Here is a 12,274-nt window from a genome sequence, read left to right as displayed (position 1 = left end):
ACTGGTTGGGGGGCTTTCTCGTACCCAAAACACCCCCGACTTCGAGCGAACGGCACGTTCGTCGCCTCAGATCGACCCAACGTACCGTTCACACCATCAAGGGCGGGCACGCCGCCGGCACCCCGGCATGGAGTGAACGGCACTCTCACCCTCCTCAACGAGGGGAACGGTACGTTCACGCGATCCGCGAAAAGCCTGCGCTCACCACAGGTCTCGTCAGTCGACGGTCAATCGCGACACCAACCTGCCACGGAACCCGTCGAGCGTGGCTAGGCTCGGAAGAGGTGCCCCGTGTGATCGGGCCCACCTCACCTGTGCACGCGTGATGACTACGGAGGCTTTGATGACCGATATTCTCGACCGCACCAAAATCTATGTTGATGGCGCCTGGATCGAATCCACTGGCAGCGGTCGGATCGACGTTCTCAATCCGGCTACCGAAGAGCTGATAGGAACTGTCGCCGAAGGCACTGTCGAAGATGTCGATGCGGCCGCGAAGGCAGCACGAAAGGCTTTCCCCGCTTGGTCTGCACTATCCGGCGGCGAGCGAGCCGAATATCTTTCCAAAGCCGCGGCGATTATTGCCGAACGTACCGATGATCTTGCGGCGCTGGTTTCGCAGGATATGGGCATGCCGATCGGATTCGCGAAGCCCGTGCAAATCGGAATGCCGCTCGCGAATTTGAATGCATTTGCCGAATTGGCTCGCACTTATGATTTCGACGCTCACGAGGTCGGGAATTCGCTGATTGTTCGCGAACCTGCGGGTGTTGTCGGCGCTATCACTCCCTGGAACTTCCCGCTCCACCAAGTTGTCTTGAAGGTTGGCGGTGCGCTCGCGGCGGGCTGCACCGTGGTTCTCAAGCCCACCGAGGTTGCGCCACTCATCACGTACGCTCTCGCTGACATCTTCGACGAAATTGGTTTGCCTGCAGGTGTATTCAACCTGGTAAGTGGCTACGGCCCGGTAGTGGGTGAAGCCATCGCCGGCCACCCGGAAGTCGACATGGTCTCCTTCACCGGGTCGACTCGGGCAGGCAAGCGAGTGGCCATCGTCGCCGCGGACACCATCAAGAAGGTCTCGCTCGAGCTGGGTGGCAAGTCGGCGAACGTCATTCTCGACGACGCCGATCTCGAAAAGGCTGTCACGGACGGCGTCGCAAAGTGCTTCATCAACTCGGGCCAGACCTGTTCGGCGCTGACGCGTATGTTGGTTCCCGCGGAGAAGGTGGATGAGGCAGCGGCAATTGCTGCTGCGGTCGCCGCTCATTTCCCGGTAGGTGATCCGACTCAGCCGACTTCGGTGCTTGGTCCTCTGGTGAACGCGAATCAGCTGGGACGCGTTCGCGGATACATCGAGAAGGGTGTGTCGGAAGGTGCCACCGCGGTTGTCGACGGTCGCGAAACCGGTCTGGCCAGTGGATATTTCGTCGGTCCGACGGTGTTCGCGAACGTGACCGAAGACATGACCATTGCGCGCGAGGAGATCTTCGGACCGGTCCTCTCGATCATGGGCTACAAAGACGAGGCCGACGCAGTGCGGATCGCTAACGGCACCGAGTACGGACTGGCCGGTGGCGTTTGGTCAGGTGACCCCGATCGCGCGGATCGCGTCGCACGGCAACTGCGTGCCGGGCAGGTCGAGGTGAACGGCGGCGCCTTCAACACGAATGCTCCGTTCGGTGGGTACAAGCAGTCGGGCGTCGGGCGCGAGGCCGGCACGTTCGGGCTCGAAGAGTTCCTCGAGATCAAGGCGATTCAGAGATAGTTTGTTCGAGAATGGCGATGCTCCCGTACCAAGTGCGGGAGCATCGCCATTTTTGTACCCGGATCAGGACTTGGCGGCATCCAAATGCTGAGCCGAGATGTTCGCCAGATGTGTCAGGTCCGAGGCCACGGTCGCGAACGTGTAGCCCTCCCCGAGCCGTTGTGCCGCAACCTGACCGGAAGGTGTGTGGATTCCCGCAGCGACTCCGCTGACGGCGGCAGCTTCGCGCACCCTGGTGAGCGCTGATTCGAATTCCTCGGCGACGTCCGGATCGTTGGAGTGCTTACCTCCGACGGCGATTCGTAGGTCGGACGGCCCGACGTACACGCCGTCCAATCCGGGCACTGCGCAGATCTCTTCGACGTTCGCCAGACCCTGTGGGGTCTCGATCATCGCAAATACAACGGTGTCGCGGTTCGCGTCGGCGGGAACGGGGCCGATACGGAGTTGCGAGCGCATGGGTCCGTAGGAGCGGATGCCGAAAGGCGGATACTTGGCGGCTGCCACGGCGGCCGCTGCCTCTTCGGCGTTGTTGATCAGCGGAACGATGACGCCCACAGCGCCCGCGTCGAGTGCACGGCCGATGGGCGTCGGATTGTTTGCCTCGACGCGCACCATCCCGACGGTGGACGGTGACGAGTCGATGGCGGTGAGCCCGGCGACCATCCCCGAATAGCCGATCAGGCCGTGCTGCATGTCGAGGGCAATGTAGTCCCAGCCGACGTGCGCGATCCATTCGGTCGAGATCGGGCTGTCGATGACGGACCAATATCCGAGTATGCGTTCGCGTCCTCGGATGCGTGCGGCGAATTCCTGTGCTGACATAGTGAAGAACTCTTCCTGATGAAGGTCGGGTGTTTCAGCGGTTGTAGTTGGGCATGGGGCCTCGTAGGGCGGCACCGACGAGATCACACTCTTCGATGGTCGAGGCGTCGAGTGGACCTCGCCCGATGGCCGCGATATTGGATTCGAGGTGCGTTACTTTGGATCCTCCGAGGAGCAGCGATCCGGCGACGGGCTTGCTGACCAGCCAGCGCAACGCAAGCTCGGTCAGGGAGATGCCCGACTGCTCTGCGATTGCAGTCAGTTGAGCGATCGCGTCGAATATCTGTGTGTTCCAGTATCGCTCCTTGTACATCGACGCAAGACGTGAGTCGCCGAATCGGCCGTCGGCGGGACTTTCGTCGAAGGTGTGGCGCCCCGTGAGCAGGCCCCCACCGAGTGGGTTGTAGACCATGGTGGTCAGTCCGGTCACGTCCGCGAATTCTGCGTATTCTTCTTCGATGCGACGCGCGAGCAAGTTGTAGAGCTGCTGTGCGACGATCGGTCGGGGAGCTCCGACTGTGTCTGCGGTGTAGTTGATTTCACTGATTTGCCACGCTGCGAAGTTGGATACGCCGAGTGTGCGGATCTTGCCCTCGGCAACCAGTTCCGCGACGGTGGTGAGAGTTTCGGTCAGCGTGACGGTTCGGTCCGGCTGATGGAGATAGAACAGGTCGACGTAGTCCGTGTCGAGTCTGCGCAGGCTTCCTTCGACGCTTGCTCGGAGCCCCTCTGTCGAGAGTGGGCTGTTGTCGCCGGCATCGGGATGCGGCATTCCCGCTTTGGTGGCCAGAGTGACGGAATCGCGTCGGCCGTGGAGCAGCTTTGCCAGCATGCGCTCGGACTCGCCGCCCGCATAGCCGTTGGCCGTGTCGATGTGAGAGATACCGGCGCCTAGTGCTGCGTCGAGCATCGATCCGGCGCCCGATATGTCGACCGTGTCTCCGAATGTCATGGTGCCGAGCACCAGTTTCGGAAGCTCGAGTGGGGCGGTCATCAGGCAACTCCTCGTGATTCGGTCTGCTTGGCTAGCAAGTTCTTGGACAGGGCTGCCACCACGTGGCGTGGTTTGATGCCGACCATGGTGGTGGGATCGAGAGCAGCGCCTCGTAGTGCGCGGGTGTACGGCTCGCGCGGACTGGCGAGAACTGTGTCTGTGGAACCGGATTCGACGATGGTTCCTTTCGACATCACGACTACGGTCCCGCTGATTTCTCGGACGACGCCCAAGTTGTGTGAGATGAAAACGTACGTCAGACCGGTATCGGCCTGAATTTCACGTAGGAGCTCGAGTACCTGCGCTTGCACCGACACGTCGAGAGCGCTGGTCGCTTCGTCGCAGACCAGGATCTCGGGTCCGCTGGCAAGTGCACGAGCAATTCCGATGCGCTGACGTTGGCCTCCCGAGAACTCCGCCGGACGCCGGTGTAGTGCCGAGCTGGGCAAGCCAACGCGATCGACGAGTTCTGCTGCTGCCTTTGCACGTTCAGACTTGCTCCGAACACCTTTGAGGCGCAGTGGTTCTCCGATGATGTCCTCGGCAGTCAGATGAGGGTCGAGCGATCCGTACGGATCTTGGAACACCATTTGAACGCGAGAGCGGTAGGGGCGCAGCGACTTCTCCGACATCTGCGCGATGTCATTGCCGTCGACGAGAATGCGTCCACTGGTCGGTGTGAGGAGTCGGACGATCGATCGAGCGATGGTCGACTTGCCACATCCGGATTCGCCGACGATGGCCAAGGTCTTGCCCTTTTCCACCGAGAAGCTCACAGCATCCACGGCTCGGAAAACTCCGTCGGGAACCGGATACTCGACCACGAGATCTTCGACGGCGAGAAGTGGCGTTTCGTGGCGGGTCATGCCGGGGCTCCGATCTGTGTTGAACGGGCGGGGTCGCCGTCCCAAGGCCCCAGTTGAGGTATGGCGTCGAGAAGCTTTTGTGTGTAGGCGCTTTGCGGTGAGTCGACGAGAACGTCGGCACTACCGGTCTCGACAAAACGTCCGTCCTTCATCACGTAGATGCGATCGGAGACCAACCGCGCAACTCCGAGATCGTGAGTGATGACCAGCATTCCGATGCCGGTGCGCTCCTGCAACTCGAGCAATAGATCCAGAATCCCGGCCTGAACGGTTACGTCCAGTGCGCTGGTGGGTTCGTCGGCCACGATCAGTTCGGGGCCGGCAGCAAGAGCGCCGGCGATCAGGACGCGCTGCAACATTCCACCCGACAGTTGATGCGGGTACTTGTCGAGTTGCTGATCCGGATACGGAATGCGTACCTGCTCGAGCAGTTGCACTGCCCGCTCGATTTGTTGCTTCTTCGCGGTCACACCGCTGTGGCGCACTGCTTCTCGAAGTTGGCTGCCGATGGTGTGGACGGGACTCAGAGCCGTCATCGGGTCCTGGGGGATGAGCGCGATGTGTTTTCCGCGAATATCGTTCAGGATCTTCGTGTTTCCGAGAATGTCCTGACCCTTGAACACGGCTTTCCCGGAAAGAACCGCAAGATCGTCCGGAAGCAGTCCGAGAATCCCCATGGCTGTCGTCGACTTTCCGGAGCCGGATTCACCGATGATGGTGACGGTTTCACCGGCGTCGATGCAGAAGGACACGCCGTCGACGGCTCGGATGACGCCGTTCGCCGTGACAAGTTCGATCTGGAGATCGTCGACCCGTAGTAGATTTCCCATGTCTCACGCCTTCGCTTTCTGGGCGCTGCCACGCCCGAACAGGCTTGCGCCCAGTCGTTTCGAACCTGCAGGACGATCGCGCAGACCATCGCCGAGTAGGTTCACTCCGACGACCAGCAGCACGATCATCAGACCGGTCAACGTGACGATCCACCATGACGTGGTGATGTAGTCCTGGCCGTCGGCGATGATTCGTCCCCAGGTAGCGAATGGACGTTGCGGTCCGGCGCCGAGGTAGCTCAACGAACTTTCCAGCAGTACGGCCTGCGCGAGCAGCAGCAGGACGACGAGCGATGCCTGCTTGACGATGTTGGGAATGACGTGACGAAGCAGGATGGCCATGCGGGTAAGTCCGAGGACTCGAGCTGCAGCTACGTAAGGCTTTTCGCGTTCGACGAGTACCAATGAGCGAGTCAACCGTGCGACTTCGGGCCACTGTGCGATCGCGATGACAAACGTGATGACGGGAATGGACGGGCCGAACAGCGCAACAACGAGAAGCAGCATCATCAGCAGAGGCAGAGAAAGCTGTGCTTCGAGTAGGCGGGAGATCACGGTGTCGACCCAACCACCGAAGTACCCCGCGGCGGATCCGGCGACGATGCCGATGACGCCGGAGACGATCACGGCGAGAATACCGATCGTCAGAGACACCTGGCCGCCGTGCAGGATCCGTGAGAGCAGATCTCGTCCCAACTGATCGGTGCCGAACAGATGGCCGTCGGTGAGGGGCGGTAGCCGTCGACTGCTCAGGTTGGTCTGGTTCGGATCTGCAAGGGGGAGCAGCCCGGCCAATGCAACAGGAAGAATCACCAGGAGCGCGCAGATCGAGCCGGCCCAGATCTTGACTCGGCTGTCTCGCTTACGGCGCGTGGCTCCGGCGCGTGCGAAGTCTGCCTCGGTGACCGCGCTGGCGCGTGGAGTTGTTGGAGGTTCCAAGACGGTAGTCATCAGTTGGCGCCCTTTCCGAGTCGCACGCGTGGATCCAGGAGGGGGTAGAGGAGGTCCACTGCCAGTTGCACGAGCACTGCGAGAACCGCGGTGACAAGTACGGTGGCCTGGATGAGCGGGTAGTCGCGAGTCTCGAGTGCGCGGACCACCAGCGAGCCGACACCAGGCCAGGCGAACACGACCTCGACCACCACGACGCCGTTCAGCATTCCGGCAAATCTGGTGCCCAGCGCGGTGACGATCGGAATCGCCGAATTGCGCATCGCATATCGCCAGGTGAGTTCGCGTTCCGATACTCCGCGAGAGCGTGCGACGGTGATGTACGGAGAAGCGAAGGCCGAGACCATTTCGCGTCGAACCATCCGGGAGATCAACGCGATCTGAAGGATGGCGATGGTGACGGTAGGCAGGATCAACGACGGCCATGTGGTGAAGCCGGCTGCCGGGAGTACTGGGATCAAGACCGCGAAGATCGTCACCAGCATCAGGCCGCTCCAGAACTCCGGCATGGACTGCCCGCCGACGGCTACGACGTTCGCACCGAGTTCACGTCTGGTGTCCGCGTGACGGGCCATCCACACGCCCAGCGGAATCGAGAGCACGGCGGTCAACAGAATGGAGCTGACGGCAAGGGTGATGGTGTACGGGAGACGGCCGAGGACAACGTCCATGGCCGGCGCCTGGAACGAGTACGACGTGCCGAGATTCAGGTGGACGAGGTCCCACAGGTAGATCAGGTATTGGGAGAACACCGACTTGTCCAAGCCCATGTCAGCACGGATCTGTGCGAGATCCTCGGTGCTGGCCAGCGGTCCGGCCAAGGCGTAGGCAGGATCGCCGGGTGCCATTCGGATCAGGACGAACACTGTTGTGAGCGTGAGGAAGATCGTCAAGGCGCTCTGTGCCAGACGTTTGAGCACGTATTTGACGGTCGGGTTGATCCGTGTGCGTCGACGCGGAGAGATTCCGAGAGCGGTTTGCGGTTTCGGAGCGGTGAGAGTCATCGCCTCAGGCCTCCAATCGGACGGCGCCGAGGTCGTAGGAGTTGATTGGGGTCAGTGAAACATTTTGTACACGAGTGCGTTTCGCAAGGAGTGCGTTGGGTACGAAGCTCCACAGGCAAGGCCAGGTGTTCCAGATGTCTTGTTGTGCGGCGTCGAGTAGAGCGGCGCGCTTGGTCGGGTCTGGTTCACTGGATGCGGCTTGGATCTTCGCGGTGATTTCGGGGAAGACGTACCCGTGATAGGTGTCGCGAGTTGCTTCCTTCTCCGCTGTGCCGGCGTACATCCCCTGCAACGTGGTCAGTGCAAGTCCGGTCTGGTTGCCGTAGCCGTTGCCCAGCACATCCCAGTCGCCGGTCTTGCCCTGGCGCCAGGACGAGATGTCACCGCCCGGTTCGAACTGCTGGAGTTTGACGCGTACTCCCACGGCCTTCATCATTTCGAGTACCGATTCCATCACCGAGACGTCGTTGGTGAACTCTCCGGTTTCCCAGATGAAGGTGAGTTCGAGGTCGTCGGCGCCTTCGGCCTCGAGCATTTGCCGCGCTTTCCGTGGATTATATTGGTAAGTGCCGGTTTTCACGGCTCCGTCCAAGGTCGACGGTGCGGGGCCGGTGGCCGGGACTGCGGAACCGATCAGCACGTCCCGAGCGAGTGACTCACCGTCGATGGCATACGTGAGAGCTTCTCGGACACGCGGATTGGACAGTGGGTGATCGGCGGGCTTGCGGAAGTTGAAGAACAGTTGGTTGATGCGTGTGCTCGGTACTGTGTCCACCTGGACACCAGGCAGATCGGCGAGTTGTTCGGCGGAATCGGGACTGATCGAGTCGATGACGTCGACCTCGCCGCTCCGAAGCGCGACGACGCGGCCGGCCTCTTCGGGAATGAAGCGGACCTGAACACGACGAACGCCGGGGGCCGGGCCCCAGTAGTTGTCATTGGCGACAAGTGTGTAATCGCCGGTGCCCCGGTTCGATTCGCTGACGACGAACGGTCCCGACCCGATTCCGCTCTGCAGTTCGTTGGGTTCGTTGGCAGCGGCCGGGGTGATCAAGATGTTGGACATGAGCGAGTCCAGAACCGGCACCGGGGAATTCGTCCGAAGGATGAAGGTGCGATCGTCGATGGGGACGACCGTCGGCCACTCGGGGAACTGCGGTGCGACAAACGATCCGCTGACCTGCTGGTACATCTGCATTGCCGTCGTGACGTCGTCGATCAGCACAGGTGTGCCGTCGGAGTAACGGATGCCCTCGCGGAGTCGAACCGTCCACTCGGTCGGGCCGGTCGATTCGAACCTGTCAGCGAGAACGAGTTGCGGTGTCAGATTGTCGCCGATCCGGGTGAGACCTTGTCTGACGCCACGTTGAGCCGTGACTGCTGCGTCGAATTGATTGAGTTTGTTGTCGAGGCTGACGAGCGAGCGGTTGAGCCCGAGCACCAGGGTGTCCTGTGTCGGTTTCCCGGTAGGGCCGGCGCACGCGGCAGTCGTGCCCAGAAGCGTTGCGCCACCGATCAGCCCGGTGAACTGCAGAAAGGATCGCCGGGAGAGCTGTGGTGTTCGCAAACGAGTATTGGTCATCGGTGACCTTTCGATCCTGACGGGGCAGCGTGGGGGCGACGCTCCGAGCGGACTGTTGGTGAACAATCGCGTCGGGCTCTCGCTTGTAACTCAGCTCACAATGGCACTGTTGCGCACTTCGCGCAAGTCCCGTAACTTCGATTGCGTACTTCGCGCATCGGTTGCGATGCTGTGCATACTCGATTCAGACCGAAAGGGGGTCGAGGAATTCGATGAAACCACTGGTAATCATCGCTGATGATCTTTCCGGAGCAGCGGAGTCGGCCGCAGGATTTCTGCTCCGCAGTTCGGGCATATCGCTTCGGCTCGGCCCAGATGCGCCCGACGGATCAGGAGTGACGGTTTTCGATCTGCACTCACGGCGATCCGACCCCGCCAGAGCCTCTCGGGACGTGAGATCAGTTCTGCAATCGTCTGACGGCTCCGAGATCGTCAAGAAGATCGATTCCCTGCTCAGGGGCAACATAGCAGCGGAGGTTGGAGAACTCTCCCGCGACGGATCTCCGGTCATCGTCGCCGCCGGACTGCCCAGACAAGGGCGCACGGTGCAAGACGGCGTGGTGTTGGTCGATGGGGTTGCGTTGCACTCCACTGACCTGTGGCGCGCGGAGTCGAAGCCGACTCCTCGGTCGATTGCAGAGGCGCTCGGCCCGTCGGCAATCACTTCTGGCGTATCGCTGGATGACATTCGCTCCGGGCGTTTGAGCCAGGTTCTTGCGTCGATCTCAGAAGCCGGGTCGGTGGCGATCTGCGACGTCGAGACCGAGAGTGATCTGGAACTGATTGTGGCTGCAGCACAGGAGGTTCGGGGTTCTCGATTGGTAGGAACCTCGGCGCTCGCGATGGCAGTGGCACGACGAAGAACCGTGCAGTCACCCGTCGCGTGCCCATCTCTTCGTGTTTCTCGATTTACCTTGGTCGTCGTGGGGACGGCGGATGCGTCTGCCGGGGACCAAGTGGCATTGCTTCGGGATTCAGGGGCGCACCATATCGAAGTGAACAGTGCTGAGCTGCTGGCGCATTCGGTCGATCCGCTTCCGATTCTGAACGCACTGGATCGCGGAAACGTCGTGGTTTCGGTAAGTGGACCTGTCGTGCCTGCAGAATCCGTCCACCTCGTTTCGGCTCTCGCCGATCTGATCGCTGCCGTCGATGCAGGATTCTCCCACGGCGAGTACCCGATCGACTTGGTTCTTACCGGTGGCGAAACCGCGCGCAGCGTTCTCGACCGCCTGCGGATCGACACTTTGTCACCGATTTACGAAATTGAACACGGCGCGGTACTTTCCGTCGATCGCACCGGACGGTACATCGTCACGCGGCCAGGCAGTTTCGGGAATGCACACAGTCTTTTCTCCATAACGAAGTTTCTCGCGCACCCCACCCCGGTCGCCGCTCCGGACAGTCCACCTTCAGTTACTCCTTCAGACAACGAGGTCAATCCCATGTCAATCGAATCCACTCCACTGCCGCTGATTGCTGTCACGATGGGCGACGGCGCCGGCGTCGGACCGGAAGTGATCGTCCCCGCACTCCTCGACGCCGAAACGAGAAAGCGTTGCCGCCCTGTTGTTGTCGGCGACGCGAAGCGTTTGCGATTGGCTGCCACGGTGCTCGGAATCGACGTCGACGTGGTCGCGATCGAGGAGATCAAGGATGCTGAATTCATCGATGGACGGATCAACGTCATCGACCTGGACTTGCTACCCGAGGATCTCGCCTGGGGTGAACTGTCGGCAGTCGCGGGGGATGCGGCCTATCAATATATCCGCGTCGCAAGCGAACTCGCCGTACGCGGTGAAGTCCAGTCGATCTGTACGGCGCCGCTGAACAAGGAAGCGCTGCATGCGGCAGGACACATCTATCCCGGACACACGGAATTGCTTGCGCACCTGACCGGTACCGAGGAGGTGTCGATGATGTTGTCGACCCCCAAGCTCAAGGTGATTCACGTGACCACTCACATCGGACTGCTCGATGCAGTTGCCAGGATCGAGCCCGGCCTGGTCGAGAGGACCATTCGTCGAGGTCACGAAGCTTTGGTGCGCTCGGGCAATCCATCTCCGAAAATCGGCGTGTGCGGGATCAACCCGCATGCGGGGGAGAACGGGCTTTTCGGGTACGGAGAAGAAGAGCAGAAGATCATTCCCGCCGTTGAACTCTTGAAGGCAGAAGGAATCGACGTCCACGGCCCACTGCCGGCGGACACGGCATTCTTCCTCGCTGGACGTGGGGACTACGACTTGATCGTTGCGATGTACCACGATCAGGGGCACGGCCCGGTCAAGGTTCTCGGGATCGAGGCCGGCGTCAACATCACCGTCGGGTTACCTGTCATCCGTACCTCCGTCGATCACGGAACCGCTTTCGACATTGCAGGTAAGGGCATTGCCGAGGCCGGTAGTATGGTCGAAGCGCTGCGGCAGGCGGCCGAATTGGCAACCAGCACATTCGTTTCCAAGTAAGAACCACGGTTTGTAGGGGGAGGAGCGATGGCCATCCGGGAGTCGGAGGCGAGGCGGTCGGAGATTGCGAGGCTCGCTCGCACCAGCGGTCTGGCCAGTGTCGAGGATCTGTCTGCCCAATTCGGGGTGACTGCATCCACGATTCGTCGCGACCTGAGTCAGTTGACTGCCCAGGGAGTAATTGCTCGAACGTACGGCGGGGCGATTGCTCTCAACCCTCATCCGGAATCCTCCTTGCGTCAACGCGCAATGGAGGGATTCGACGCCAAACGGGGCATCGCCGAATGGGCTGCTGAGCAGGTTCGGCCCGGGGAAACCGTACTTCTTGATGCAGGTACCACCGTCGGAGCGATGGGAGAGTTCTTACGTCACGTGACGAATTTGACGGTGATCGCTGCAGGGCTGACGGCGCTCGAGGCGTTAGTCGACGCTGATGGCGTTCGAGTCGAATGTCTCGGCGGGACGCTGCGGCAGCTCAGTCAAGGATTCGTCGGGCCACTGGCGGAAGCGTCGCTGCAGCGGGTGTCGTTTGACAAGGCATTCCTCGGTGCCGATGCAGTTACGGCTGACCTGGGTATTTGTGAAGCTGAGCTCGATCAGACCCGGCTCAAGGAAATGATGATCGAACGTGCCGGCGAGGTCTACATCCTCGCCCACTCCGCCAAGCTCGGTGAACGTCCTTTCCATGCGTGGGCGCCGATACCGCCGGGGGCCGTGCTGGTTACCGATGCTGCAGTAGACGCAAAGCAAGTCGCGTTGTTCGAGGATGCAGGTATCCGAGTCCAAGTGGTGTGAGTTCCCGCTGCGTGCCGATCCGGGCACGGTGTCCGGCGTCACATGATGTCCGAATTCGTGAAAATCGACTGAAATGGGCAATCTTGCTGGGGAAATGGATACCTCTGAGTCTCTGACCTGTGGATTTGTCAAAGACTTCGGCGGACGCGTAACTTATTCCAAGTCAGAGCGACACGGACACCGACTCCCGCTTC

At 61.0% G+C, this 12,274-nt stretch carries 10 protein-coding genes; 3 read left to right on the top strand and 7 right to left on the bottom strand.

The features are described from left to right. Positions 1-343 precede the first annotated feature (343 nt). On the top strand, positions 344-1,768 hold the full coding sequence (locus ACN50D_RS31060) for an aldehyde dehydrogenase family protein (protein ID WP_007732506.1): 1,425 nt from the start codon (positions 344-346) through the stop codon (positions 1,766-1,768). A 63-nt stretch (positions 1,769-1,831) separates the two neighbouring features. Here ACN50D_RS31060 and ACN50D_RS31055 read toward each other — a convergent pair whose 3' ends face one another. The 7 genes from ACN50D_RS31055 to ACN50D_RS31025 are packed head-to-tail and all read right to left on the bottom strand — an operon-like array spanning position 1,832 to position 8,820. Next, positions 1,832-2,593: an HpcH/HpaI aldolase family protein gene (locus ACN50D_RS31055; protein ID WP_007732505.1), complete on the bottom strand. Its 762-nt coding sequence runs from the start codon at positions 2,591-2,593 to the stop codon at positions 1,832-1,834. Positions 2,594-2,627: 34 nt separating this feature from the next. Then, positions 2,628-3,587 carry an aldo/keto reductase gene (locus ACN50D_RS31050; protein ID WP_081557277.1) on the bottom strand — a complete coding sequence of 320 codons (960 nt, stop codon included), beginning with the start codon at positions 3,585-3,587 and terminating at the stop codon, positions 2,628-2,630. Then, the gene (locus tag ACN50D_RS31045) at positions 3,587-4,453 is read right to left on the bottom strand and encodes an ATP-binding cassette domain-containing protein (RefSeq protein WP_052959926.1); all 867 of its coding nucleotides are present in this window, start codon (positions 4,451-4,453) and stop codon (positions 3,587-3,589) included. Before ACN50D_RS31045 ends, ACN50D_RS31050 begins: the two co-directional genes overlap by 1 nt. Further along, positions 4,450-5,283, bottom strand: coding sequence for an ABC transporter ATP-binding protein (locus ACN50D_RS31040; protein ID WP_212634182.1), 834 nt, complete (start codon positions 5,281-5,283; stop codon positions 4,450-4,452). The genes ACN50D_RS31045 and ACN50D_RS31040 overlap by 4 nt, the downstream gene beginning before the upstream one ends. A 3-nt stretch (positions 5,284-5,286) precedes the next feature. Next, the gene (locus ACN50D_RS31035) at positions 5,287-6,234 is read right to left on the bottom strand and encodes an ABC transporter permease (protein WP_003941426.1); all 948 of its coding nucleotides are present in this window, start codon (positions 6,232-6,234) and stop codon (positions 5,287-5,289) included. After that, positions 6,234-7,238: an ABC transporter permease gene (locus ACN50D_RS31030; RefSeq protein ID WP_007732496.1), complete on the bottom strand. Its 1,005-nt coding sequence runs from the start codon at positions 7,236-7,238 to the stop codon at positions 6,234-6,236. The genes ACN50D_RS31035 and ACN50D_RS31030 overlap by 1 nt, the downstream gene beginning before the upstream one ends. Positions 7,239-7,242: 4 nt before the next feature. Continuing rightward, complete coding sequence (locus tag ACN50D_RS31025; protein ID WP_212634183.1) at positions 7,243-8,820, bottom strand: ABC transporter substrate-binding protein; 1,578 nt, start codon at positions 8,818-8,820, stop codon at positions 7,243-7,245. A 212-nt stretch (positions 8,821-9,032) separates the two neighbouring features. On the opposite strand from ACN50D_RS31025, the gene pdxA reads away from it, so the two are divergent. Together pdxA and ACN50D_RS31015 are read left to right on the top strand one after the other, a co-directional pair. Further along, the gene (pdxA, locus tag ACN50D_RS31020; protein WP_212634184.1) at positions 9,033-11,285 is read left to right on the top strand and encodes a 4-hydroxythreonine-4-phosphate dehydrogenase PdxA; all 2,253 of its coding nucleotides are present in this window, start codon (positions 9,033-9,035) and stop codon (positions 11,283-11,285) included. A 27-nt stretch (positions 11,286-11,312) separates the two neighbouring features. Continuing rightward, on the top strand, positions 11,313-12,080 hold the full coding sequence (locus ACN50D_RS31015; RefSeq protein WP_212634185.1) for a DeoR/GlpR family DNA-binding transcription regulator: 768 nt from the start codon (positions 11,313-11,315) through the stop codon (positions 12,078-12,080). Positions 12,081-12,274 lie beyond the last annotated feature (194 nt).

The sequence above is a fragment of the Rhodococcus sp. SB1D genome (genome assembly GCF_048573875.1).
GTDB classification, from domain to species: Bacteria; Actinomycetota; Actinomycetes; order Mycobacteriales; family Mycobacteriaceae; genus Rhodococcus_F; species Rhodococcus_F qingshengii.
The sequence above is the reverse complement of the archived record's forward strand: the minus strand, read 5'-3'. Positions and strand labels throughout refer to the sequence as shown.

Coding starts and splice junctions, on each gene's coding strand:
- ACN50D_RS31060 (WP_007732506.1), top strand. CDS start 344: ATGACCGATATTCTCGACCGCACCAAAATCTATGTTGATGGCGCCTGG.
- ACN50D_RS31055 (WP_007732505.1), bottom strand. CDS start 2,593: ATGTCAGCACAGGAATTCGCCGCACGCATCCGAGGACGCGAACGCATA.
- ACN50D_RS31050 (WP_081557277.1), bottom strand. CDS start 3,587: ATGACCGCCCCACTCGAGCTTCCGAAACTGGTGCTCGGCACCATGACA.
- ACN50D_RS31045 (WP_052959926.1), bottom strand. CDS start 4,453: ATGACCCGCCACGAAACGCCACTTCTCGCCGTCGAAGATCTCGTGGTC.
- ACN50D_RS31040 (WP_212634182.1), bottom strand. CDS start 5,283: ATGGGAAATCTACTACGGGTCGACGATCTCCAGATCGAACTTGTCACG.
- ACN50D_RS31035 (WP_003941426.1), bottom strand. CDS start 6,234: ATGACTACCGTCTTGGAACCTCCAACAACTCCACGCGCCAGCGCGGTC.
- ACN50D_RS31030 (WP_007732496.1), bottom strand. CDS start 7,238: ATGACTCTCACCGCTCCGAAACCGCAAACCGCTCTCGGAATCTCTCCG.
- ACN50D_RS31025 (WP_212634183.1), bottom strand. CDS start 8,820: ATGACCAATACTCGTTTGCGAACACCACAGCTCTCCCGGCGATCCTTT.
- pdxA (WP_212634184.1), top strand. CDS start 9,033: ATGAAACCACTGGTAATCATCGCTGATGATCTTTCCGGAGCAGCGGAG.
- ACN50D_RS31015 (WP_212634185.1), top strand. CDS start 11,313: ATGGCCATCCGGGAGTCGGAGGCGAGGCGGTCGGAGATTGCGAGGCTC.